We start from the raw sequence: 26,039 nt of genomic DNA, 5'->3' as shown, positions 1-26,039 counted from the left end.
TTGTAAAAAGCAATACATAAAATCATTTGAGATTAATGTTCTCCCTCGAATTTAGGCATATCTAGAAGGTTTATTTCTTCCTATTGCCGAATTCGGCCGTTTGTTAAGTTCGTTAATACCCTTTAGAGTCGATTGGTGCCTTGTACAAAAAAGTCCGGCTTCTATCACAGATAGAAGCCGAACAAGATAATGATGCAGCATGATTCAAGTAAGCGTTAAGACACTACGAATTGTACTACGACTGGAATTCCAGCATTCAGCGCGTCTCCACCAGGAATCGTAATTGTAGTGGTTGTAACGGAGGAAGTATCTGCTGTCTGCATAATACCGTTAATATAAAGATTGTAATAATTGAACGTGCCTGGAAATGCCGTTGCAGCTGTACCTGCGTCGTTTGTAAAAGCCGTCGCAGCAATCGCAAACGTCGCTCCGGTACCTGTTCCATCGCCAATGGTTGCAGCATATCTTAAACTGTTCTGAAAGGGTGTCACGAGTGGCATGTTTCTCACCTCCTACCTGACATAGTATATGTGGTAGATTCGAGAGTCGTGAAGGCAAAGTCACGAGGAGGTTTGACTAATTTTAACCATTTATTATATTTACTGTTAGTTGGATAGTCTCCAAGATGATCGGCGTTTCTGCAAAAAGTACACCACCTTGCGAAGGAAAAAACAGCATAACCTTATTTACTTCATATGAGTTACCTGGCTGTACGATCCCGTTGATATAAAGATTGTAGAAACTCGTAAGTCCTATTCCTGCAAATTCGGATACGCTCCCACCCTCATCATTCGCGAATTCCACGGCGGGAATCGTAACCGAGTCCAATAAATTCAGATCGGTGTCTGGAAAATAGAAGTAACGGTTTACCGTAGGAATGATCTCAATTCCGGGTACGCTGCCCGGCGGACCTTGCTCACCTGGGGGACCCGTTGGTCCTTGTACTCCGGGAATTCCTGGGAAACCCTGCTCGCCTTGGGAGCCAGCGGGACCCTGCGCTCCGGCAAGACCCGGTTCGCCTGGATCGCCGCGAAGGCCAGCGGGGCCTTGCGCTCCAAGTTGGCCCGGCTGCCCAGGCACACCGTGGGGACCGACAGGGCCTTGGGGGCCTTGGGCACCTTGCTCCCCTACCAGACCTTGTGTTCCATGAGGTCCAACAGTCTGAGTTTCATGTTGTCTCACCGGAGCCAGCCGGGGCCTGGACTCCCGGCATGCCGGGTCGATGCCAATTCCCCTCGGCAAAGCAATGATTTTTTTGCCACAGACTACTTTCAGTTGTCTTATTGGACGCTTCGGTCGGAGGTAGCGCCGCTTTTTCCGGCAAGGTTTACGGGTCATAGGGCAATTCCTGAGTTTTCCCAGGGATTTTTTTCTACATTTCGGTATTGAACGTCTCGATCTTAATCGTTTGGGCGCAGCTCTTCTCTTATTCAGATACTTCAAAACGTTCACTCTCCTTAGGCCAAAGCACACAGTGTATATGCCCTATTCTATGTCCTTACCACATTCGGAGAGTGTGCGAATAACTATGAAGGATGCCCAATAAAAAAAGACAACAGCTCCTGCTGCAGTCCTTTGTCTTAGCCATATGCTTTCATTGTTTGCTCATGAGGTTTTTTTTAGTGGACTCTTACCTCTACTCAAAATGCTGAACGATTTCTTCAGGTTTATGTGTCTCCAATGTAATCTGACCTTTCTCGAAGAGGATCATATACGGGTATGTTTCTAGTTCAAAAATCTTCTCAAATTTAAATTTCTGTTCATCACGAATATTATAAAAAGTCACGTTGGTGATTGGGCCTTCCGCCCTCAGATTCTGGTTGTTCACTTCATTCAATTCTGTCTGTAAATCAACAATAAATGGCCGCTCCGCAGGGCGATCGGTAAATACAATTAGAGAAGCATCATTCCTCTGGTTTTGAGTCAAATGTTCAATGGCCTTCTCTCTATTGTTCTGACCACACCCTGTCAATAAGAGTATCAACACACTCACTATCCAGAACCTCTTCATCAAACACGCCTCCAATATATGATATAAGTTAATTCATAATCACCATGAGTTAACTCTTTTGATTGTTTACACTAATGCTCTTTTCAATTGCTTATAAAACGTCAACGGGTCAGCATAATCCGGTAAACCCGCAACCTGTCCGTCACCTAGTTCGAGAATAATCCAGGATCCGCCTTCCATCTTGGCAAAATCCATTGTGAAGAAACGACTTTGAATCGATTGGGCAATGTCCAGAAACGAAATAAATGCTTCCTTGAATGCTTCGTCCTGACCGTCATCCCAATAGTTTGAAATGTATGCAGGCTTACCGTCCATCATAAACACACGCATCTCCCGGGACAACGGCATGCCGCTCTGATCGTGGTAGGATAGAAACTCCAACTGAACATACTCCCTGAACACAAGCCCTGCATTCAATTCCTCACCTTGTAACGTCACAAAGTTATGCACAATCTGCTTCATATGCTCCTCATCCGCAGCATCTGGGATGTAACAGGCTTCCTTCCACTCATGTTTACGAGATTTTACGTAATCCTTAACGATAATCGGCTGATTACCAAACTGGCGCGCGGCCTCCTTAACGGCATCTGGAGAAGCCTGGATATCTGACATAGGCACCCAGACGGAGCGCGGTGTATATCCTTTGATTACGTCATATGACTCGGGCAAGTAATGGCAATGCTTATATTGCTCCGGTGTGTTAATGAGATATAGATTTTTTGACTCCAGGGCCTCATATAGTAGCTCATACTCTTCCGGTCTCAGCATCCAGCCGCGATATAACACGTCCTCTCGTTCTGTTGCTTTCTTCAGCCGTCTCACCGCGAGATCCGGTCGCTGGTTCACTATTAGCTCTTCCAGATGAACTAATCCCAACTCAAATCCAAATTCCTTGGCACATATATACTCTTGTTCGTAGCTTTCGTCTACCTTCTTCTCATTCAGCGGTGAACTACAAAAAATAATTTTCATATGTATCTCCTTTTTTCATTTTGCTTTATTGTGTTTCTCATACGATGTCGATCCAACTGAGCTCTAAGGTATAATAAACGAAATACTATTATATACAACCCTCGTTTTACAGGAGCTAATGATCCAATTCGAAGGAGGCTCATCCATGAAATTAGAACGACTTGATCATCTCGTGTTAACCGTAGAGAATCTGGAAGCAACGATTGCATTTTATACGAATGTATTAGGCATGCAGGTAGTTGAATTCGGCCAGGGCCGAAAAGCGTTACAGTTTGGACAGCAGAAAATCAATCTGCATGAGCGGGGCAAAGAGTTTGAACCGAAAGCTCATATCCCCACGCCGGGTTCAGCAGATCTTTGTTTTCTGGTCAGCACGCCGTTGGAGGAAGTCATTGCGCATTTAACACAACAGAACACGAAGATCGAAGAAGGACCGGTAAAACGCACAGGTGCACTGGGGCCAATCTGTTCGGTGTATATACGTGACCCTGACGGTAATCTGATCGAACTATCCAATGCTTTGTATGCATAAGCCATCAGCTCTCACTCTCCATATGGCAGTAAAAAGATCCTGAAAAGCCTCGGCTTCGCAGGTTCTTTTTGGTTTACAGCATGAATAGTTACATAGCTCAAATATTTACGGTTGATATCACTCTCATCACTTGGGAATAGAAAAGGTGCTCCCTTCCTTCTCACAACCGGTTAACACGTAAAAAACACGTCCTTGCTCACTCTTCATCGTACCAATCCCTTTGCAGGTGTTGTTCGTCATCCCCTGTTTGGAGCCATAGGCATCCCTAGAGTTATCATAAGTCGCTTGAATCGCTGAGCCATCGTAAATCAATTCATGGATAATGGCCCCACCTTCAAAGGTATACATTGTTACACGAACCTGATCCTGCTGCTTGTTCTTCACATTCTTCACAAATGTGTTCCACTTATCCTTGTTCCGCATGCCTTCGAGAAGTACAACGACATCCCCGCTTTGCTCCGCTTGCTCAGGGTTATGTGGCTCAATAATTTCCGAAAATGAATTCATGATTACTGGAGAATCCACTGTCTGATCATTTGCCTCACAGGCTGTTAACATCATTAACGCTATCGAAAGCGTGAGCAGTACTCTTTTCATCCTATCACCTCATGCTTAAGACGATAAAGTCGCTGTTCATGTTACATCTCTTTTCAAAACCCTGTTCCAATCATTGTGTGCAAGCGCTAATGTACCTTTGTATCGACTGAATGTACCCCAGATGATACCACTCATGATAAAGCGTGCGCGGAATAATTTCCCCGATGGTGTTCATGCCAAGTTCACTCTCGCGTTGCAGCGGTTCTTCAAGACGACCGGAAAATTTGCGCTTTAGCACCTCTGGCTGCATCTTCAAACGCTCCATTAATTCCTCCCACGTTGGCGGTTCTTCTGTCCATGTTGCAGGGCTTGTCCCGAATCCAAAAAATTTCTCATACGCCGTCGGAATTTCCGCCTCATCAGCAATCAGATAATGAAACCACGTATCCTGATCCAAAATGATATGTCCCACATTCCATCGAATGGAATTGTTGAAACCCTGAGGAACCACATCTACTTGTTCCGGATTCATGGCCACGCACACCTGCAACGTAAATTGCCTTACATCCTGCAGTTGATTCCAAAGAACATCCTCATTGAATTTCATGATTGTTCCTCCTCTGTTTACTAATGGTAATGATTGCTCCATAAGCTGAAACGGCGATTTCTATCTTCAATATAAAGGAAATTTTATCATTTGTATGTAACTTCGACTCTCCATAAAGTGTTTATATAGCAATGCATCATTTACGTCCATCTCATCTGAAAAAGAGGCGATACCTATGCGTTCGATTAACCCATCCAATAACATAGCAAAAGAAAAACGACGCTCTACTTCACGCTTGAATCATAGACCCAATGGGAAAGGTAAAACGGCCCGCCGATTCGCCATTGCCATGGCTGCAGCATTAGTTGTATCAAGTCTGTTGATTGAGCTGGCAGATGAGCAAACGACTCACGCAGCCACTAACGTACAGCATTCCGCCAGTAACACTTCTGTTCCATCGAATGCAGCAAACGCAGAGAAGAAACTCCACTATACCGCTGTAGAGGGGGCTTATTATTACACAGTCGCCTTAAGAAGTGATGGTTCGGTCTGGACCTGGGGCCGCAATCTCTTTGGAGAGCTGGGTGTGAGCGAGAACATTCGATATCGTCATACGTCTAGTCCAATCCGAATACCGGTACTATCTAATGTAACAGCTATTTCAGCCGCCGGTGGTGGAATCAACGCAGCCGTTCAGGCGGATGGAACGGTCTGGGAGTGGGGTGCTGGCAAACTACCAAGCAAAGTCGAAAGCATCAACTCTGCGAAGGATGTAGTGAGTGGTTCTTTTACTGTCGCCCTTCTCCATAACGGGACAGTATGGTCATGGCAGCGCCCTACCGCTCAAGGAAGCGATTCTGATCTCATACGTAAACCGCATGCGATTAGCGGACTGAAAGATGTTATCCAGGTTGGATCCGCAGGTCTGCATGGATATGCTTTGAAGAAAGATGGCTCCGTATGGACATGGAACGAGCCCGACGAACCCGGTAAAATCCTGTCCAAACCTACCAAGATAAAAGGTCTGACCAACATATCTTCGATCACAAGTACAGATACGTCCCTGCTTGCACTGGATAAGAACGGGAAAGTCTGGGGTTTGGACGAGACAGGGAAAGCATTCGCCTTTCATTACGACTTCAAGGTGAAAAAGATGGATGGAAATTCGCAATATATGTTATTACTCACGACATCCGGTGAGGTATATAGCTACGGAAGGAGCGTGAACGGCAAAGAAGGAAAAGTAAACCATTTATCCGGCATTACTGATATTTCAGCAGGATATTACCACAGTCTTGCCTTATCCTCGGATGGAGCCGTCTGGGGCTGGGGAAGTGATAAATACGAGGAAGCGGGTGCACCTGCAACGTCATCTGGTGGCATGGTCTACAAACCCGTTCAAGCCAAAATTGGCACAGATGTATATCTGAACGGTGAGTTGTTCCAGTCGATGTATGCCGCTGTTGAAACGGCTAAGACCGTGCAACTGCCCATCAAAGCCATCGCAGCAGCACTCGGAGCAGAATTTGAGATTCAACAGGTGGAAGGTAGCCTGAACCACTATACGTTAACATATGACAATCGGACAATCACAATCCAACCTAACGAAACACAGTATGTTATAACTTCCGCAGATGTGTCTGGGGAGAGAGTCATGCAGCTGCCTGAACCCATAAATAACTACTCGGGAGCAACCACAGTGCCTTTTGAGGTATTGCGTGGTTTGGGATTGAACGTGTCCTGGGATTCAGAGAAAGCAATGCTGACCATTGACGATGCTGATAAAAAAGAGTCAGGAAGCTAAAAAAGTCCATTTCTTTCTAAAAACACGCGCTTCTTGTGACTTCTGCATTTTCTATTCTATATACAGCATCTCCTTTTTGGTTACTAAGAGTCTAGCGTATGAATTGGATGAAAGAACTTCGTAAAGAATCTAATCTAAATAAAAAGAGTGACGGTTATCCGTCACTCTTAAATAACTAAGAAGTCATCCACTCATAATGATGCCGAGCGAAATGATTTAATTCACTTATATCAGTAAATTTCTCCAAAAATAATCTCGTCTCACTCTTGTATCCCAATGTATAGAAAATCAGAAATCGTTCGTCCTCTGATAATTGAGAGAGAGCAATACGGGTATAATTCGAATCTCTCAAATCTTCTTCTGTGTTCAGACCATGCTGCTCAATCAATTCAAGTATACAATAATAGTTATTAAGGTAATGTTTAATATGCCGACCTTTAAGTCTAAGAAAATCTTCTATTGTTTTATTCAAATCACGCTTATGATCAGCACGTTTCAATTCATCATAGAGAAACTCTCGTAGTTTCTCTATGGCTCTTCTTCCCTCATAAGGTTTATCATTCATTGATGCAATTAAATTGTGATGGAGTTCGATCATTTTAAAAAAAGTGTTTTCAAAGCTTTGCTGTATCATTACATTTTTTTGTTGTTCTAATTGATCACCATTACGAGCCACTTCCAAACGTTGCATCTCCAACTCTTTTCTTTGTAAACTCAACTCATATCTCTGAATGAAAAGAGTGTACACTAATCCTCCAAAAGCAAAAGCAGAGAAAAGTGCATTGATCGCTCCAAACATATCACCAAATGTTCCCCTGTCACTCCACTCCGAGAATGCATAGTAAATAATTACTCCTGATAGACACCAGATAACCAAAAATCCTAATAAAATTGCTTTAAAGTTCACAATAACATTCGGCTTGTCTTGTTTTTTAATTGAATCCAAATCTTCTAACATAAACTTTCTAACACTAGACTTAAGACGATTCATATGTATATTTTCTCCTTTAGGTGACTTTCTCAGGAAAATTATACATAACAACAAGCAATGTGACCATCCTGAACAAAAGAGATTTAAAAAATCCCCTTCAGGTAAACGTCCTGTTCTGAATGAACACCGTTTACTTGAAGAGGATGGATATAAATCATCTCTAACCCTGAATTACTATATTTGGACTCCTACTTCTCGAACCGGAACCAGCCAAAGTCAAACTGACTACCCGGCAAGAAAATAAAGGTCACCTTCTGCACACCTTTAACTTGCTCAAGCTCAAACACCCGCTCCTCATATCCATCGGACTGTGTGAATTCGACCAGCTGATTGCTCTGTCCGTCCTCACCTGCAAATCGGATATGGATCGTGTTTTTATCAATCGGCGAACGTCCATAGATCACAAGCTTGGATGTGCCTTCGGCCGTGAAGTCCATATTTTCGAACTCCAGCGACACATTGTTTCCGATCCCCTCAACATGATCACCCTCGATCTTGAACGTATCCCCGTAGAGATGATCGCATGATGCAGCCGTATTCTGTTCAAATGCCCGACTTTGGCGCTCGAACGAGAAGCCTTTGATATGAATCTTCTGCTTCAGTACAAAACAGATCGACGTAATCCCGCTCAGCCGCTTGGACAGATGATACGTCTCTTCCTGATACACATTCCATCTGGATTCTTTGTCATACACCACATCTGCCAGCAGTGTACTTCCCTCTTCATCCGGCATACCTTCCCAGATCTGAATGAAGTACTCTTCACTGGACAGCGCAAAGATTGGAATCGTAATGGTGTCAGATCCATAAGGCCCGAAGTCAATGTTGCGGAAGCCCACATGTGTCTCCCCGTCCCGGCTTGTCGCTACCCCGCGTTCATTGCCGTTACCGACATCCCCTTTGGTGTAATCGTACAGCCCGCCAGTAATAAAGCCGTATGGATCTTTGTAAGCCGTACCTAGACCTGTTGCTTTGAACTCCAGTTGGGAAATCAGTTTCGTTTTATCGGTACCGTTACTGCTCGTCGCACGAAGACGGAATTCCCCATCGCCCAGAGCGGATACGTTGACTTCCAGACCGTTGGCTTCGACCTTGGCAATGTTGGATTCGATACCTGCGTCGTTCACAACTGCCCACTCAATATCCCGATAGGATGTGTTCTCCGGATACAGCTTGGCTTTCACCGTCATCTCCTGTTTCGATTCATCGAATAGCTGTCCACCTTCGCTGACAATCTCGATTTTTCGCAAAGGAATCTCCTGCACGTGGCCCGTCAGAACCGGACGTTCTGTATTACTCATGAGTACGATATGCTCCTGACCTGCAGCGGCCTCGGAATCACCTAAGGTACGATCTCCTGCGCCTGCAACAGCTCGTGATTCGAACTCGGCAGCTGCACTTTCCAACCCTTCCGAAGTCACCTCAATCCGTACGGTTCCCGATTCGTTCGTTGCTCCGATGATTGCCATCAGCTTGCCGCTGAACAGTCTTCTGCTGAGACCTTTGTATGGATCATAGTCCGTGCTATCTCCATTATCCAGACCCAATAGACGACCTGCACCTGTCACTTGGACCTGCACACGGTTGTTTGCATTTTGCACGGGATTGCCCGCTACATCTTCCACTTGGATTTCCACGAAAATAAGATCCGTACCGTCCGCTTGCAGCTGCTCCCGATCGGCTTGCAGACGAATCTTCTTCGCATCTGTAAAGGATTTTTGCACATCCGTTGCAATAACGTTGCCGTGTTCATCATAAGCGATCGCTTTGAGCTCGCCTTCTTCATATGGCACTTTCCACCAGCCTGCCAGCTGGGTTCCCTTTGTATGATCGATATCATACGTGCCAATCGTCTTGCCATTCAGCTGCAATTCAATCTTCGGCGCATTACTGCACACGCGTACATCGATCAGCTGACCAGGACTGAAATCCCAGTAAGGGAACAGGTGAACCATCGGACTTTTCTTGTAATCCGTCCAGGCTGCTTGGTAGATATAGTAGGAATCTTTCGGGAACGTTGCTGTATCCAGCTGTCCAAAATACGAATTCTTCGTATGATACGGTGTCGGCTCTCCAATATAATCGAATCCCGTCCACAGGAACTGCCCCAAGGAATACGGCGTATCCCGTTCTGCCAAAATGCAATATTCTGCTGACTTTGCGCCCCAGCTTGTTGTACTGTTACCCAAAGCTGAGCACTGCTCGTCATCGTCGGCCAGAATGGATTGCTCAAACGGGAAGTGATAGATCCCACGGCTCTGCACCACAGACGACGTTTCACTACCATAGATAATCCAGTCCGGATGTTCTTCGTGATGTTTGTCGTAGTATTTTTCCGCGTAGTTATAACCTGCGAGCTTCACGATATCGGCGCATTTTTGTGCGTTTTCCCACGGCATGTAGTTCGAACCGATCGTCACGCCTGCATTCCCTTTTGGATCGAATTCCAGTACATACTCCATCAGCATCCGGGTTACTTCTTGGCCCCGCTCATCCGCATGAGTGTCGTAAATTTCGTTACCGATACTCCACATGATCAGACTTGCATGGTTACGATCACGCTTGACCCAGCTCTTCACATCAGAATATGCCCACTCCGGGAAAAATCTCGCATAATCGTAAGGGGTTTTGGCTCTCTCCCACATATCAAACGCTTCCGAAACGATCAGCATACCCATCTCATCCGCAAGTTCCATGAATTCTTTGGCAGGCATGTTATGAGCGGTCCGGATGGCATTGACGCCCATTTCCTTCAACAGAGTAAATCTTCTGCGCAGCGCCGTCAGGTTAAAAGCAGCCCCGAGCGCCCCGAGATCATGGTGTTCACACACACCGTTCAGCTTCATCTTGACCCCATTCAGCTGGAATCCTTCGGTTGCATCCAACTTGATATTCCTGAAACCAATCCGCTGTGTGAAGGTCCCGATCGTCTCATAGCCCTGCTCACCTGTAGCTACTTGTAGTTCCGTTACCAAATCATACAGATTCGGTTCATCGGGGCTCCATAACTTCGGAAGATCGACCTTCAGCTGTTGGCTGTTCGATTGTATCTCTTCATGTCCGGTGTCTTTATCCGCTGTAGCCGTAACGTTCGCTTTGCTGGATACGATCTGATTACCCTGATACCAAATCGTGTGCACAAGTTGTACGTTCTGATTGAGACTCAGCTCTGTATCCACCTCAACCTGCCAGCCTTCTGTCTGCTGCTGAATCGATACATAGGTACCGTCTGTGACAATATGATTCCGATCTCTCGTTTTGAGCCACACATTGCGATAAATGCCGGCCCCCGAATACCATCTGCTGTTGGGACTCTGATGCACAACCTTGACTACAATTTCATTGTCACCTTCCACCAAAGCACTCGTGATCTCATGCTCAAAAGCCGAATAGCCGTACTTCCATTCCCCCACAAGCTGACCGTTCACATATACGGAAGAATCCATATACACCCCGTCAAAGCAAAGCAGAAGCTGCTGATCATCCTTCTTATATGGGAATGTCTTGCGATACCATCCGATGCTGTCCTCATACAGTTCAAGCGTATTATAGATCAGCCAATCATGGGGAAGCTCAACCGGTTCAAACGTTAACCCCGCAGGCTCCGTAACCTCCAGCTTACTTTTCGCAAATTGCCATCCATCCGTAAAAAGCTTTTTCTGATTCATGTCAGCTCTCACCTTCTGTGTATATTATGATTGCGGTTACAAACAACAATAGACCACTTACCGAAAACCTTTTCGAAAATAACTTGGTGAGACAATAACACTTCACCCGATTATATCATCTGACCGCCTCTGTACGTCACTTTTTGAGAAGATTGAAGAAAAAAAAGTCCCACTTTAGATATCCAAGTCGGGACCTTACGAATTCTACCAAATATATAACTGCATTAATTATTCATAGCTCGAATCGGTCTGTAGAATGCCCGAATATCATCTGCCAGCAACTCCGGTTCTTCCAATGCCGTAAAATGCCCTCCACTTGGCATGGACGTCCAACGCGTTACGTTCAGGTTTTGCATCGCCCAAGACTTGGGCGGCAGCACGATATCCGCAGGAAATATGGCAATGCCTGTCGGAACTTCTATACGTCCCAATGGTGGCAAGGAATGTGAATTTTCGAAGTACATACGTGTGGATGATCCTATGGTGTTCGTAACCCAATAGATCATAATATGAGTCAGCAACTCATCCTTGCTAAATAGTTGATTGAGGTCGCCTTTACAGTCGCTCCAAGCACGAAATTTCTCAGTGATCCAAGCGGCCAAACCTACTGGGGAATCGGAAAGTCCATACGCAAGTGTCTGAGGTTTGGTTGATTGAATGGACATATAACCCCCCTCTTGTGAAATCCAGGTTGAAGCATTTTTCTTGTACTCTCGTTCTTCCTCCGAACGTTCTGCCTCATCCTGGGAAGATAAGAGATCTCTTATGATACCAATATCCGTTAAGTGGATTCCAACTAGAAGTTCAGGATTATTCGATGCCAGATAACGTGTAACGCCAGAGCCAATATCTCCACCTGCAGCAGCGAATTTATTGTAGCCTAATTCTTTGGTCATTAGTTTGGCCCACATCTGGGAGACACCAGAATTGTTGATTCCAGGTTGGTCAGGGCGACTAGAGAATCCAAATCCAGGCAATGAAGGCACAATGACATCAAAAGAGTCCTCCGGATTACCTCCATGACTCGCGGGATCGGTCAGGAGAGGGATAATCTTTTGATAACGAAGATAGCTATCGGGCCAGCCATGGGTAAGAATAATCGGCAGAGGGTTAGGCCCTTTACCACGTTCATGTACGAAGTGCACATCCACCCCATCCAACTGGCAACGAAACTGGGAAAATTGATTCAACCTGGACTCTTGTGCTCGCCAGTCATAATGATCTCTCCAATAAGAGACAAGTGATTTTAAATAACTAATATCTGTTCCTCGCTCCCAGCCGGAATCTACAAATTGATCTGGCCAACGGATGTGATGCAGCCGATATTGCAAATCGTCCAGAATCTCATCGGAGACATGAATATGAAAACGTTCAACAGTCATCAAGATTTCCTCCCTTTTTGCTGATTCACAACGTTATTATATCCTTTTAAACTTGCATTTTGCACGGTTATAACTGAAGCAAACAACTTCATATTGATTCATAGATTCCATCTCTGTAAATCGATTCCTGTAATTTCTTGTCGTGCTATGTTAGATTATCCATTGGAATAATATCACATATATAGATAGGGGAAATTAGAACGTGAAGAAATCATGGGTACTATCAATTATTATGAGTTTTGTTTTGCTCGGCGGGGTACTCGCACCTGCAGGGTCCTATGCCGCTGCGGCGGATGACTCAACCACTACATATTCGGATGATGCATACTCCGAGGTTGATACAACAGAAGAAGAGCCGGAACTTACAGCCGATGAAGAGGATTTCTTGAACTACCTGGATCAACTGGATAGCGCATCTGTGTATGAGGAGAAAGCCTTCAATGCTTTGGTGGGCAGCTCATACATTACGTCTTCCAATCGCAAATCGGTTTTCCTGAAATTGACCAACACAGCGATTCCTAACTACACCAAATATGTATCTATGCTGAAGCTGATCAAGCCGCAAAATGCGGAACTGCAAAAAATTCATGCCAGCCTGATCAAAGGAAGCTACACACAGCTGGAAGGATTCCAACTGGCTAAAAAGGCTGTATCGAAAACAACGATAAACAGCGCTGTTCTGAAACAAGGTAACGCCAAAATCGATACGGGTAAGAAAAGCATTGAGAAGTTCCAAAAAGATTTGTCTGCCTATGCCAATAAACTTGGGTATGATTTTTAAAACAAAAACCCAAATTGAATGGTGACTCCAAAAATCATCCTTATCTCATAAATGAAGTGAAAGCGCATCTTGCGTTTTGAATTCGATAATTTGAGAATTAAGGAAAAAAAGTGTTTTCTTTTTCCAATTTAGTTCGTATAATAGCACTATAATCAAAAGGCTATGCTGCCGAAAGGTACAACCTCGTGAACATTGGGGTTGTGCCTTTTTTGCGTTTATAGCCATATTATCCATCCCAGATAAGGAGTGAATGCTATGTTACTTGAAGCTATTTATCACCGTCCCAAAATGAATTGGTCCTACGTATATGACCGTTCCACCATGCACCTGAGACTCCGTTCCAAGCGGGGCGACCTGGATGCGGTTATTGCCATCATCGGGGATAAATATGCGTGGGATCGTACGGTCCTTCACCTTCCGATGCGAATCTTTGCCCGTGATGCCCTGTTCGATTATTGGGAAGTGGAAGCGCAACCACCTTACCGCAGATTGCGTTACGGCTTCCAACTGATCGAGGGAGAAGAATCGGTCTGGATGACGGAACGGGGATTCGAACAGGCTCTGCCTGATCATCCGCTGGAATTTTTCGATTTTCCATTTATGAATCCAGCAGATTTCTTCGAAACGCCTGCTTGGGTTAAGGATGCTGTGTTCTATCAGATCTTCCCTGAACGTTTTGCCAATGGTGATCCGTCGATCAGTCCAAAGAACGCTGAGCCCTGGGGTGGTGAACCGACTCCTGTCAATTTTTTCGGAGGTGATTTACAAGGCGTTTTGGACCATCTCGACCATCTGAGTGCACTTGGCATTAACGCCATTTATTTCTGCCCAGTGTTCCAGGCTACAACCAACCATAAATACAATACCGCAGACTACCTGAAGATCGATCCGCACTTTGGCACTAATGAGAAAATGAAGGAGCTTGTGGATGCATGCCATGCACGTGGGATACGGGTAGTTCTGGACGCGGTGTTTAACCACTCCGGCAGAGAGTTCCTTCCGTTTGCGGATGTGCTTGAAAAAGGGGCTGCTTCCCGTTATGCGGATTGGTTCCACGTCAGAGAATGGCCAGCACGTATCGAGGACGGTATTCCCACATATGATACCTTTGCCTTTGAACCCCTTATGCCCAAACTGAACACGGAGCATCCCGAGGTTAAGGAATATTTGCTGGAGGTGGCCCGCTACTGGATTCAGGATATGGGTATCGACGGTTGGAGGCTGGATGTTGCCAATGAGGTAGACCATCAATTCTGGCGTGAATTCCGGCAAACGGTCAAATCACTTAACCCGGATGCCTATCTGCTAGGCGAAATCTGGCATGATTCCATCATGTGGCTGCAGGGGGATCAGTTTGATGCAGTCATGAACTATCCGTTCACGAATTCAGTCATGGATTACGCTGTGCTTGGCAAGCTGGACGGTCTCGGATTTGCCAACGAGGTTGGCAAACTGCTTGCTGCGTATTCACAGCCTGTAACCGAAGCAGCTTTCAACCTGCTCGGCAGTCATGATACACCAAGACTGCTCACCCTATGTGATGGGGATGTTCGCAAGATGAAGCTGGCTGTCATTCTGCTGCTTACGTACCCAGGCGCTCCTTGTATTTATTATGGTGACGAGGTAGGACTTGATGGTGGCTATGATCCAGGTTGTCGCAAATGTATGGAGTGGGACGAACAGAAGCAGAACAAGGATCTGCTCGATTTCTTCACCCAAGCCATTGCCCTGCGTAAACAACACGCTGCATTGCGCAGTGCAGACATCACCATGATTTACGCGGAAGCCGCAGATCCGTGCATTGCCATCGGACGCAAGGATCAGGATACCGGGGAACAATTCGTCCTCGTCCTGAATGCAAGCGAAGAACCGCGCAGTATGGAGCTGCCACTACATCAAGGGACTTGGCGTAATGTATTCTCAGCCACAGCTCGGGAAACTCAGCAGAACAAGCTGAAGCTGGACTTGGAACCATACGGTTTCTCCCTGTTGCAGTTGGATGTCAAATCACACGTGAAGGCATAACAATTACATTAATGAACAGCCCTTCTCGATGCTATCTTAGATCATTCGCAAGAATACTGTGTATGTTTATCTCTCAAAGTGAAAAGGGGAACCATCGGTGCGTCATGCATCCTATGGTTCCCCTCTCCTATTACAACTCATGGCGTCCCCTGCTGCATTGGCATTCATGAGTCACTTTATTCATTCGTTCATTCAGTATTGAGTTCGTCCCGAATCTTCCTCCTTGCTTGCCGCAACCTCATCCCGAACGGAGGAGCTTGGACCGGGATTTCTTATTTTCTTCATTCTCGGGCTTGTTAATGTCTCCTGGGTAATCACGATTTTTTGCGGAATTTTGTACTGGGGCAGCTTGTCTCGGCAAAAGTCCCAGATTTGTCTGCGCAGTTCCGTAAGAGGCTGCTCACCTGTAAGTCTGACCGTGGCCTTTACCATCTGCCCCATAATTCCACTCGGCTCGCCACTCACGACAGCCGTTTCAATGACTTCCATTTGCTCCAGAATACTCTCCACTTCCGCAGGATAAACCTTACGTCCGCCTACATTAATGATCTCGGAGCGGCGACCCAAAATACGAATGTAACCATCCTCCATCTCCGCTTCATCCCCGGTCTGGAGCCAGCCATCTTCCGTGAACGGAGAAGGGGCGTTCAGATACCCGATCATAGCCGTTTTCGTTTGGATCTCAAGCAAACCGTCCACAATGCGATAACGGACTCCTCCGTCACGAACCGTAAATAGCAATGAACCCGAATCCTTGGAGCGTGTCGGCAGAATGCCAAGCTCCGACATACCGTAAGCCTGCACCGTACGTACATTCGGAAACTGTCTATTCCATGCGGTAAGCAGCGCCTCCGGCATAACCTCTGAACCATAGGAAACCACTTCGAGACTGGATAAATCGAATTCCCGATAGACTCCGCTAAGGAGCAGCAAATTCATGAACGTTGGTGAGACTGGCAGTGCCTGAACACGATACTTTTCAATGGTTTTGCATACTTCCAGGGGGGAGCGATCCGGTATGACACATAAACAGCCGCCGCTGGAGAGGGATTGCAGCATTGTGTTTAACCCGCCAATGTGATCAAACATCATGAAAGGGATCGTACAGAGCGGCCGGACTTGCCGCCTGAACCCGTGCAACAGGCGATCCGCGCTGTGAACAGCAGCTTTGCTTCGTCCTGTCGATCCGGATGAGAAGATCACCAGACCTGCATTCTTTTTCTGACTCAGCCTTGCCAATATCGGAGACCGAGAGCCTTGCACAGAGCAACGTCTGGCTATCGCTTCCCCTTCCCCAACACTCATACGCCATTCTGCCTGAGCGAGCGTTGTATACTCATTCCGTTTGGCCTCAACCAAGTGTCGATCCAGCGGAACCACAATACAATTCCGCTCCAGAAGTGCGATCAATGCCGCTGCGGCATATGGAGAATAATCCTCTTCAAGCACAACAATCGCCTCTTCGAGCCCTTCTCTGGAAATCCACTGGCTAAAGGTCTGAATCTGATCCAATAACCAGTTATAACTATATTGCTCGTCCTTCCATATCAACGCAGGGCGATGGTCATACGCGGCGAACCGTTCCAGAAGAAAAGTGATATTCATCCCTTATCATCCTTTGGGCAATGTTTCAATTGCGCCTCCAGATATTCAACCAGTGATTCCACCGTTCGGTAAGGACTTTCTGGCATGGAAGCTGCCGCCATTTCCGCGAGGGTTATCCCTACACCGAACGCATCTTCAACACTTTGCTCGACAACGGCAAGTAAAGTTACAAGTTCAAGGGAGTCCAGTCTCCCCCGACTTCCATATAGGGGTGCCTGCAAGCCATGCTCTAGTGGAATGGGCGCGTTATGGTACCGATTAAGCTCATCGCAGCTGTCCAGCACAATCCGCTCTATGACTTCCCGATGTGAAGGCGCGGGATTTTCCACAGTCAATGAGGTCCGTCTGAAGCGATCGGCATGCTGATGTGTCGTCATTAGCGCTTCGTACCAGCCTAATTCGTCCGCCGCCAATTGTTGGATAATAACCGTTAACTGCTCCCGCCATTCAGGGCTTCGTTTCATTCTGGCGATCTGCAACAGCTTATGCGCCTGTTCCCACCGGGCAATCATTGCACCGAATTCTGCAACATATTGATCATGGGGAGAATCGAGCCATTCGGCGGCCTCCTCCAGCAAATCGCGGAAAAAGTAGCGGCTCCAGCGCATGTCGAACAGGAACGCGGAGATGGCTTTCTCCTGTTCCCGATCCACCTCGGCATCCGGGTGCAATCTTTGTAACAATTGTGATGTGACAGCCTGTCCAAAATAATAGCTTCGATTGCCCTGCCAGATCGTTCTGCCCGTGATGAATTCATGCGCCTGCGTCGCCAGCGCAGAGCGCAGCATGGTTCGGTAGCCTGCGGCGTCGAGTGTCTCCACAGCACGGATCTCCATCGTGCCATATGTCCGTAATGTTTCTTTGCGCCGGGCTATTTCGAGCTCGGAGATATTTTTGTTCCCTTTCCAGAACTCCTGGAAATCAGTAGACGATACAGCTCCCATGTATTTGGAGGGAACGGGGTCATAGACATAGAACTGCTCCTCATCCATCCCGTACACAGCCAGCCAATGATCGACCAGATGAAGGCGCGAGCCTTGTTTAACGAGTTTATGAATATACTCGGGATTTCGATAATCCTCCCCGTAAGGCAAGCAATAACTTGTGCCTGTAACGACCAGAAGCCCCTCATTTTCAAGGCGTTCCCGAATATATGCCTTCCCTTGTTCGAAGCTGTCAAACTCCCGTTCTCCAAACACTTCCCACATCGGCTCCTCATAATCCAGCTTATGAAAGTAAGGCTTGATCAGACCACGTTCCGAACAGGAAGGCAGACTATACAAACGGCTGGAAGCCAGCAAGCCCAGACTGCTTATTGAGCCCTGACGCTGAAGGATTTCGTGGATCAAAGGAAAATTGCAGGGATAATAATACGGAATATCCATCGTTGGTTGAAATGGTTGACTGATCATGGCTACCTCCTGTTCCCGGCTTTGGCAGCCGTGCTGCCCCAAGACTGGATTTTGTAATGAAGAGACAGGTTATCAAGGGCACGAAACACCCGATTGGGAAGTGCCTTTCCATCTTCACCGGTTTCAAACTGCCGGAAACCTCGCGTGAACCTGAACCGAAATCCGCTGTCACGTGGAACCTCGAAGCAGCCCTCATAAAGGCCACCTCCGGTGTGCAGAAGCTTCATGCCCATGCCTCCGTAGATCGAGTCATCATACGTGTCTTGAAAGGGGGCCTCGGCACTCAGGCAGACTGTCACGTGACCCGATAATTCTTCCACAACTGTGTACATTCGTGATGTCGTCAACTCTCCCACTGTCAGGGTAACCACTGCATGACCCATCTTGACAGGAAGCAATTCCCCATTGGATCGAACCTCAAGAACATCGGGTTGATCGGAATGATATTTCCCTTCAAGCACACTCATGGTGAACCCGCTGTCGTAATGAAGCAGCGCATTGATGTGACAGTTCATTCCGCCTTTCAATCCGATCATGTCCCTTCCCATCAGCTCCAGAGAAACCGGTTTGCCGATTCGGCCAAACATGTACAGTAGCGGAAGGTGAACCCTCTCTCCCCAATCCGCTTCCTGATGACCTGCATCCGGCTGTTCCAGAAATGCGATGTCCTTGCCAGGCTTGTATCCCAGTTCAGTGATCTGACGGACTACATTCCTTACCTGGGAAGGAAGAAATAATCCTTCTGCATCCCCAATATCTATCCACATTTGAATCGGAGCACTGCGCTCAGGCATGAGGTACATATCCTCCTCCTGTAAACTGCTCTCCGACGTTTCATCCAGCTGCACGTCCACGAAAAAGGGAGAGAGCATGATCAGTTTGCCAAAAATTTCAGGATGACGTGTTCCTATATGGAAGGTGCTGAGTGCCGCTGCGGAAGAACCAAGCAGTCCCGTATTGTCCTTGTCTGGAAGTGTGCGGTAATGCTCGTCAATGAACGGTTTCAGTTCATGAATGATAAAGTGTTCATAATCCAGGCCTGAGCAGCCCACACTCACCGCTTCTCTTGCAGGCGCAATGAAATGATAGAATTCATTGTGTGTAACTGGACGAACATGGGCAATTCCGACAATGATCAGCCCGTCCATCAAGCCTTGATCAATCAGTTGGTTTGCCGCCTGATCTACGTGCCACGTTTCATTTCCCGTAGTCGAAGGGCCGAAGGCCCTCTGACCCGCATGCATGTATAACACAGGATAGCGATGATCCACATGCTCCTTATAGCCTGGTGGCAAATAGACAAAAATCTTTCTCGTGTTGCCCAGCCTGGATGCCTTGAAACCTTCCACACATTCGATGACAGAATGAGTGTTCACTGAGCCATCAACCGCCTCTCCTATAGATTTCCCTTTTACACTACCGGGGTTTTCTTGTTAGTCTTGCTTCGTTCTTCCCTCGGCTACATCGACAAACAACCCCGTCTCTAAAGAGACGGGGTTGTTTTAAAACACCGAAATGTTCTAAAATGCATAGCCCTTATATTGGTGGGTCTGCGAATAGTTTAAATCTGTTGAGCCTGATTTGTAAATATAGAAATAGAAAAAAAATGCTCAAGAAAAAGTTATTGACAACCAAACCATTATTTAATTATCATAACGTTGTGATTATAACTAGAGGGCCATGCTTTTAAACCCAATCGGTTTAGGACAACCCCGGTAACTCCAGCAGGAGGTGCCGGGGTTATTGGCGTTCATAAAGGGGGGGGATATCTTAAGAATAACGAACCAGCGTCTAACTTGAAAGCGCTTTTCTAATCAAGAAGAGATTACACATCTAAACCACGAAGGGTGGATTATCAATGTTCAAATGGACCAAGCGAATCATCCTCAGTACCACGCTGAGCTTCAGCTTGCTGGCCGGAAGTGCACTGCCACTATTCCCGGCGGCCTCCGTATTCGCAGATGCTGATACGGCTGTAACCAACAAGCAGAACTTCAGCACCGATGTTATTTATCAAGTATTTACCGACCGTTTTCTGGACGGCAATCCCTCCAATAACCCTACTGGGGGAGCCTATGACGCCTCATGTTCCAACCTGAAGCTCTATTGCGGGGGCGACTGGCAAGGACTGATCAATAAGATTAACGACAACTACTTTTCCGATCTCGGCATTACGGCACTCTGGATTTCCCAGCCTGTGGAGAACATTTACTCGCTGATTAACTATTCCGGTGTCAACAATACAGCTTATCACGGCTATTGGGCACGTGACTTCAAGAAGACCAATCCTGCTTTCGGTACGATGACCGATTTCCAGAACCTGATCAATACGGCACATGCCAAAGGCATTAAAGTCATCATTGATTTTGCTCCTAACCATACCTCTCCTGCCATGGAAACCGATACCTCATTCGCAGAGAATGGAAAGTTGTACAATAACGGCACTCTGCTTGGTGGCTACACCAATGATACGAACAAATTTTTCCACCACAATGGCGGCTCTGACTTCTCCACACTGGAGAACGGTATCTACAAAAATCTCTATGATCTCGCTGACCTGAACCACAATAACAGCACCATTGACACCTACTTCAAGGATGCGATCAAGCTCTGGCTGGATATGGGCATTGACGGAATCCGGGTGGATGCGGTGAAGCATATGCCGATGGGATGGCAAAAGAACTGGATGTCCTCCATCTATGGCTACAAACCGGTATTCACGTTTGGTGAATGGTTCCTGGGTTCATCCGCATCCGATGCGGACAACACCAACTTCGCCAACCAGTCCGGCATGAGTCTGCTCGACTTCCGCTTCAACAATGAAGTACGTAACGTGTTCCGTGATAACACATCCACAATGGTTGCCCTGGATTCCATGATCACTAGCACTGCCGCTGATTATGCCCAGGTGAATGACCAAGTGACCTTCATTGATAACCATGACATGGATCGCTTCAAAACAAGTGCCGTTAACAACCGTCGCCTGGAACAAGCTCTTGCATTTACACTTACCTCGCGGGGCGTACCAGCCATCTATTATGGCACTGAGCAGTATTTGACAGGTAACGGCGACCCTAATAACCGTGCCAAAATGCCTTCGTTCTCCAAAACAACAACCGCTTTTAACGTGATCAGCAAGCTGGCTCCATTGCGCAAAACCAATCCAGCCATAGCCTATGGAACAACCCAGCAGCGCTGGATTAACAACGATGTGTATGTGTATGAGCGTAAATTCGGCAACAATGTGGCCGTCGTAGCGATTAACCGCAATCTTTCGACTTCCACATCTATCAGCGGTCTAACCACTTCACTCCCTTCGGGTACATACAACGATGTTCTTGCAGGTGCATTAAGTGGTAATACCATTACCTCTACTGGAGGTAACGTCGCTAACTTCACTTTGGCAGCAGGAGCTACAGCAGTCTGGCAGTATACAGCCAATACCACTACACCAACCATCGGGCATGTGGGCCCTGTAATGGGTAAAGCGGGTAATACCGTTACCATTGATGGTCGTGGATTCGGCACTACCAAAGGTACTGTTTATTTTGGTACAACCGCTGTTACCGGTTCAGCCATCACATCATGGGAAGATACTCAGATCAAAGTGACCATCCCTGCTGTTGCCGCCGGCAACTATGCAGTTAAAGTCGCAGCGAGTGGAGTCAACAGCAACACTTATAACAATTTCACGATTCTTAGTGGCAACCAGGTTTCCGTTCGGTTTGTCATCAACAATGCATCCACGACACTCGGCCAGAATCTCTATCTGACGGGCAATGTTGCGGAGCTGGGTAACTGGTCCACAGGCCCTCTCGCCATTGGTCCGGCGTTCAATCAGGTGATCTATTCTTATCCAACCTGGTATTATGACGTGAGCGTGCCTGCCGGAACGAATCTGGAATTCAAGTTCTTCAAAAAGAACGGCTCTACGATTACGTGGGAAAATGGCAATAATCATACCTTCACCACACCAACCAGTGGAACCGCAACCGTTACAGTGGACTGGCAGCCTTAATTCCTTCACCGTCCTATCATTCAACCCGGAGTCAGACGCGATGTGCGTCTGCTTCCGGGTTCTTTGATTAGGCTCGCCCATACCTTTTGCATGGTTGCTCTGCTATCGATAGGTCCGAATGGATTTTAATCCAGCTGAAGCAATCACTCCTACCACTAGCAGCAGCGCGCCCAAGCTCTCCAGCACGGTTTGGGCACCCCACTGATCAGCCAAAACGGAAACCACCGTTAATCCCAGAATCGGGGCTGTACTTGTTATGGTTCCGAGCACCCCGTAGATTCTCCCCTGCAGCTCATCGGGAACTTCGGCACGCATCATGATCTGGGTTAACATTGTACAGCACGCAAACATCGCTCCCCCCGCAATGATCAGCGGCAAGGCCACCAAAGGAGAAGATACATTGGCTAACAGCATATACAGTGGGCCGAGAACCAGCAGACCGATAAACACCCATCGCCCCTTTCGTTTCAGCCGGTTGCCTGAGGCAATCAGAATTCCGGAACCCAGCATGTACCCCAGTGGAATACATGTCTCGATCAGTCCGAACTGGACAGGATTCGCCTGCCATACGTTGACGGCCATGACTTGAACAAGCATGATGGCTGACATGAAGAAAAGAATCAGCAGCGGATTAAGAATAACGATAGAGCGAATCAGGGGATGTGCAAAGATGTAGGAAAATGAACCGCCCCACTCCTTTACAAACGATCCTCTATGCATCGAAGAGCGTTGTACATCCGGAAAACGCCCAGCCAACATTACACATATCGCTGACAGCAGAAAGGTCACACCTGTAATCATAATAGCCGTAAACCCTCCAAATGCTGAAACTGCAATCCCCGCTGCGGCCAGTCCGCTGATCCGGGCAATATTATCGACCAGATGAATGGTTCCTGTAGCTTGCTGCAGATGCTCCCTCCCTACAAGACTGGTTACCGAAGCATGAAAGGCAGGCGCCTGAAACAGGCTGGAGAACATCGAAAGGGAAAGCATGAGCAGTACGATTGGAAAAGGAGCATGCAGCACAAACAGACTCACCGCGATGATAAACGCCATAGCACCACGAAACAAATCCGACGACAGCATCAATGTTCTGCGATCCAGCCTGTCGGCAAACGTACCCGCGAATGATCCGAACAGAAAACTGACGACCATATTACATACTTGTACAGCTGCCATGCTCTTCGCACTTCCCGTGGTCTGCAGCACCCACAGACTGATGGCAATGCCGTTGAAGCAATCACCAAATACGGAGATGCCGTAACCGCACAAAATTCTGCGATATGCAACATTGCGCCAAAGCGCCCTGTTGGCCATTTTCGGACTTTCCGCGGCAGCGAGAGCCCCGTTCGGTCCTAATTCCGGTTCTGGGGACTGTAGCGTTCCCATCGATCTTTTCCTCCTCTTGTCATTCAGATCTCAAACAGCAGGCAGGCGCTTCCGGAGCAGTTCCAGCGATAAATGGAACCTCTCAGAAGCGCCTGATTGGTGGCCTGGATATGTTCTACAGGCTGTCTATGCGGTTAATGGTTTATCCTTTATCTTTTATCCTTTGGAGGCGCCAGAGGTCAGCCCCTGCACTAGGAAGCGCTGCAGGAATACAAACAACAACGTAATCGGAATGGCGATCAGTACCGCCCCGGCAGCAAACATGGTAAAGTTACTGTCCTGATAACGGCTAACCAGATCCCACATGCCAACAGCAAGTGTCCAGTTCTCTTTCGTCCGAAGTACCAGCCGGGCAAAGATAAAGTCCATCCACGCTCCAGTGAAGCTGGTTAAGGCTACATAGGTCAGCATTGGCCGGGACAATGGCAAAATGATGCTGGTGAACACACGCAGATGACTGGCACCGTCAATTCGTGCGGCTTCATCCAAACTGCGCGGAATGGTATCAAAGAACCCTTTGACAATAAATCCACCTAGCACGGCCCCGGAAGAATAGACCAGAATCAACGCGGCATGAGTGTCCAGCAATTTGATCTGAAGCAAAATAATATAAATGGCAATCATGCTCATGAAGCTGGGGAACATCCCCAGAATCAGCATCGTGGATAGAATGGTCTTACGACCGCGAAAACGGAAACGGGACAAAGCATACATGCCCAAAGTGACCATAAGCGTTGAGAAAATCATCGTGAAAAAGGCGATCTTCAACGTGTTCAGATACCATGTGCCATACATGAACGACGGGTTGGTAAACAGTTCCCCGTAATGGGCCAGCGTGAACGCTTCAGGCCACAGACGTTCACTGTATAGCGCTGCCCCTGGACGCAGTGACGAGAGAAATATCCACAAGACGGGATACACCGATACGATGGCAATGATGACCAGCAGCACATAACTGATCGCCAGACGCATGGGATTGTTGCGCTTTTTCATTGAATCATGTCCTCCTCCTTGAACGATTTGGAACGACGGAAATTCCAGATGGAGAACGACGCAATAATCAGGAAAATAATGATGCCGACCGCCGAAGCCATATTGAATTTGTTGTTATCCAACGTCAGTTTGTACAACCAGGTCACGAGGAGATCGGTTGATCCCGCGTATTGATAATCTCCACGCAGCGGATTCCCGTTCGTCAGCAGGAAGATGACATTGAAGTTGTTGAAATTCCCGGCAAATTGCATAATAAGCACCGGTGTCGTAGCGAACATGATAAAAGGAAGCGTAATGATGCGGAACTTCTGAAAGCCGGACGCACCGTCTACCTCAGCCGCTTCATACAAATCCCGTGGAATCGCCGTCAGCACGCCCAGGATGAGCACCATGCTGACCGGGATTCCGATCCACATGTTTACAATAACGACTGTAACTTTTGCCCAGAATGGATCAGTTAACCACGGCAACCCCTCAAGGCCAAAAGCCTTCATATACGTATTAATCGGGCCAAACTGTCCGTTGAACAGGTTCCGCATCAGAAGCAGTGAGATAATCTGCGGAATGGCATAAGGAAGAATGAATATCGTCCGCCACACCTTTTTGAAGCGAATACCCTTCTGCTCGATGAGAAGTGCAACCAGCACCCCGCCGAAATACGTAGTGACCGTTGCCAGAATGGCCCAGATCACGGTCCATGTTAATACGCCAAAGAAGGTATGGCTCCACGATTTAAGCTGGACCAGATCCGTGAATGTCTTGAAGCCGACCCAGTCCACCAGCTTGGCGGGCGGAATATGATCCGGTGCCGAGTAATTGGTAAAGGCCAGGGTAATCGTAAACAAAATCGGCATAATGGTGAAAAACAGGATGCCGAGTGCAGGGATGGATAAGAAAAGATACGGGAATTGTTTATCGAGCAGATATCTCAGGGAAGCAGAAGCTCCGGTGGCCTGCTTGCCTTCCTCTCTTAATTTTCCCGTGAGGTACGCATCCCGGATATTGAATATATACAGAAGAAGAAAAACGAAAAATACCAGAAGTACTATGATTCCGTTGAGCAGTAAAAAGATGGAGTGGTCGCCCTGCTGGAGCACCGTTGATCCATTGACCTTGACGAAACGCTGCGTTTGCTCGCCCAGCGTCCATACTCCCCATACGGCCTGATTCAAACGGGGAATCAGATAGGCGAGTCCCACTGCCTCTAAGATCAGAAAGCAAATTCCCTTGATCCATTGACGGTTATACAATTGTCCAAGTCCTTGCAGGACAACGGACAACACAGCCGCTGTCATACGATGCTGTCTTTCTCGATTCGGCTTAACCGTGACTGGAACATGCTGTTGTTTCATTCATTCCTACTCCTTCCCGG

20 protein-coding genes are annotated in these 26,039 nt (G+C 47.2%); 5 read left to right on the top strand and 15 right to left on the bottom strand.

What is annotated here, in order from left to right; translation table 11 throughout:
• Nucleotides 1-215 precede the first annotated feature (215 nt).
• From MKY42_RS05085 to MKY42_RS05070, 4 genes are all read right to left on the bottom strand, one after another.
• Nucleotides 216-500, bottom strand: a complete 285-nt coding sequence (locus MKY42_RS05085; protein WP_090893587.1) for a DUF4183 domain-containing protein — start codon at nt 498-500, stop codon at nt 216-218.
• An 82-nt stretch (nt 501-582) separates the two neighbouring features.
• Nucleotides 583-1,338 carry a DUF4183 domain-containing protein gene (locus MKY42_RS05080; RefSeq protein WP_339849214.1) on the bottom strand — a complete coding sequence of 252 codons (756 nt, stop codon included), beginning with the start codon at nt 1,336-1,338 and terminating at the stop codon, nt 583-585.
• Between the two features lie 298 nt (nt 1,339-1,636).
• A complete protein-coding gene (locus MKY42_RS05075; RefSeq protein ID WP_339849211.1) occupies nt 1,637-2,011 on the bottom strand; it encodes a hypothetical protein in 375 nt (124 codons plus the stop codon).
• Nucleotides 2,012-2,077: 66 nt separating this feature from the next.
• A complete protein-coding gene (locus MKY42_RS05070; protein WP_090893583.1) occupies nt 2,078-2,983 on the bottom strand; it encodes an ATP-grasp domain-containing protein in 906 nt (301 codons plus the stop codon).
• A gap of 145 nt (nt 2,984-3,128) precedes the next feature.
• Between MKY42_RS05070 and MKY42_RS05065 the strand changes: the two genes are divergently transcribed.
• Entirely contained in the window at nt 3,129-3,515 is a 387-nt protein-coding gene (locus MKY42_RS05065) for a VOC family protein (protein ID WP_339849207.1), read from the top strand.
• 126 nt (nt 3,516-3,641) lie between these two features.
• On the opposite strand, the gene MKY42_RS05060 is transcribed toward MKY42_RS05065, so the two are convergent.
• Both MKY42_RS05060 and MKY42_RS05055 read right to left on the bottom strand, forming a co-directional pair.
• Complete coding sequence (locus tag MKY42_RS05060; protein ID WP_339849204.1) at nt 3,642-4,112, bottom strand: DUF4362 domain-containing protein; 471 nt, start codon at nt 4,110-4,112, stop codon at nt 3,642-3,644.
• Nucleotides 4,113-4,182: 70 nt separating this feature from the next.
• Nucleotides 4,183-4,659 (bottom strand): DinB family protein, encoded by a 477-nt coding sequence (locus MKY42_RS05055; protein WP_177185618.1) that lies wholly within the window; start codon nt 4,657-4,659, stop codon nt 4,183-4,185.
• Between the two features lie 175 nt (nt 4,660-4,834).
• Between MKY42_RS05055 and MKY42_RS05050 the strand changes: the two genes are divergently transcribed.
• A complete protein-coding gene (locus MKY42_RS05050) occupies nt 4,835-6,403 on the top strand; it encodes a stalk domain-containing protein (protein ID WP_339849200.1) in 1,569 nt (522 codons plus the stop codon).
• A 175-nt stretch (nt 6,404-6,578) separates the two neighbouring features.
• On the opposite strand, the gene MKY42_RS05045 is transcribed toward MKY42_RS05050, so the two are convergent.
• From MKY42_RS05045 to MKY42_RS05035, 3 genes are all read right to left on the bottom strand, one after another.
• Entirely contained in the window at nt 6,579-7,394 is an 816-nt protein-coding gene (locus MKY42_RS05045) for a putative phage abortive infection protein (RefSeq protein ID WP_090893574.1), read from the bottom strand.
• A gap of 188 nt (nt 7,395-7,582) precedes the next feature.
• Nucleotides 7,583-11,062 carry a glycoside hydrolase family 2 TIM barrel-domain containing protein gene (locus MKY42_RS05040; protein WP_339849197.1) on the bottom strand — a complete coding sequence of 1,160 codons (3,480 nt, stop codon included), beginning with the start codon at nt 11,060-11,062 and terminating at the stop codon, nt 7,583-7,585.
• A gap of 224 nt (nt 11,063-11,286) precedes the next feature.
• Complete coding sequence (locus MKY42_RS05035; RefSeq protein WP_339849194.1) at nt 11,287-12,444, bottom strand: epoxide hydrolase family protein; 1,158 nt, start codon at nt 12,442-12,444, stop codon at nt 11,287-11,289.
• 202 nt (nt 12,445-12,646) lie between these two features.
• Here MKY42_RS05035 and MKY42_RS05030 point away from each other — a divergent pair, with 202 nt between their 5' ends.
• Nucleotides 12,647-13,225, top strand: a complete 579-nt coding sequence (locus tag MKY42_RS05030; protein WP_090893568.1) for a hypothetical protein — start codon at nt 12,647-12,649, stop codon at nt 13,223-13,225.
• Nucleotides 13,226-13,480: 255 nt separating this feature from the next.
• Complete coding sequence (locus MKY42_RS05025) at nt 13,481-15,250, top strand: alpha-glycosidase (protein ID WP_339849189.1); 1,770 nt, start codon at nt 13,481-13,483, stop codon at nt 15,248-15,250.
• Nucleotides 15,251-15,442: 192 nt separating this feature from the next.
• Here MKY42_RS05025 and MKY42_RS05020 read toward each other — a convergent pair whose 3' ends face one another.
• The 3 genes from MKY42_RS05020 to MKY42_RS05010 are packed head-to-tail and all read right to left on the bottom strand — an operon-like array spanning nt 15,443 to nt 19,643.
• Entirely contained in the window at nt 15,443-16,855 is a 1,413-nt protein-coding gene (locus tag MKY42_RS05020; RefSeq protein WP_339849186.1) for a fatty acid--CoA ligase family protein, read from the bottom strand.
• Entirely contained in the window at nt 16,852-18,267 is a 1,416-nt protein-coding gene (locus tag MKY42_RS05015) for a hypothetical protein (protein WP_339849184.1), read from the bottom strand. The genes MKY42_RS05020 and MKY42_RS05015 overlap by 4 nt, the downstream gene beginning before the upstream one ends.
• Nucleotides 18,268-18,269: 2 nt before the next feature.
• On the bottom strand, nt 18,270-19,643 hold the full coding sequence (locus tag MKY42_RS05010) for an alpha/beta hydrolase-fold protein (protein WP_339849182.1): 1,374 nt from the start codon (nt 19,641-19,643) through the stop codon (nt 18,270-18,272).
• Nucleotides 19,644-20,125: 482 nt separating this feature from the next.
• Here MKY42_RS05010 and MKY42_RS05005 point away from each other — a divergent pair, with 482 nt between their 5' ends.
• Nucleotides 20,126-22,285, top strand: coding sequence for an alpha-amylase family glycosyl hydrolase (locus MKY42_RS05005; protein ID WP_179261456.1), 2,160 nt, complete (start codon nt 20,126-20,128; stop codon nt 22,283-22,285).
• A 102-nt stretch (nt 22,286-22,387) separates the two neighbouring features.
• On the opposite strand, the gene MKY42_RS05000 is transcribed toward MKY42_RS05005, so the two are convergent.
• The 3 genes from MKY42_RS05000 to MKY42_RS04990 all read right to left on the bottom strand — a co-directional run bounded on the left by MKY42_RS05000 (nt 22,388) and on the right by MKY42_RS04990 (nt 26,019).
• Nucleotides 22,388-23,674: an MFS transporter gene (locus tag MKY42_RS05000; protein ID WP_090893557.1), complete on the bottom strand. Its 1,287-nt coding sequence runs from the start codon at nt 23,672-23,674 to the stop codon at nt 22,388-22,390.
• 156 nt (nt 23,675-23,830) lie between these two features.
• Entirely contained in the window at nt 23,831-24,667 is an 837-nt protein-coding gene (locus MKY42_RS04995) for a sugar ABC transporter permease (protein ID WP_076290382.1), read from the bottom strand.
• Nucleotides 24,664-26,019 (bottom strand): sugar ABC transporter permease, encoded by a 1,356-nt coding sequence (locus tag MKY42_RS04990; RefSeq protein ID WP_090893555.1) that lies wholly within the window; start codon nt 26,017-26,019, stop codon nt 24,664-24,666. Before MKY42_RS04990 ends, MKY42_RS04995 begins: the two co-directional genes overlap by 4 nt.
• Nucleotides 26,020-26,039: the final 20 nt, after the last annotated feature.

Source organism: Paenibacillus sp. FSL W7-1088 (assembly GCF_037969855.1).
In the GTDB taxonomy this organism is placed as follows: domain Bacteria; phylum Bacillota; class Bacilli; order Paenibacillales; family Paenibacillaceae; genus Paenibacillus.
This window is presented reverse-complemented; position numbering and strand designations above follow the sequence as displayed.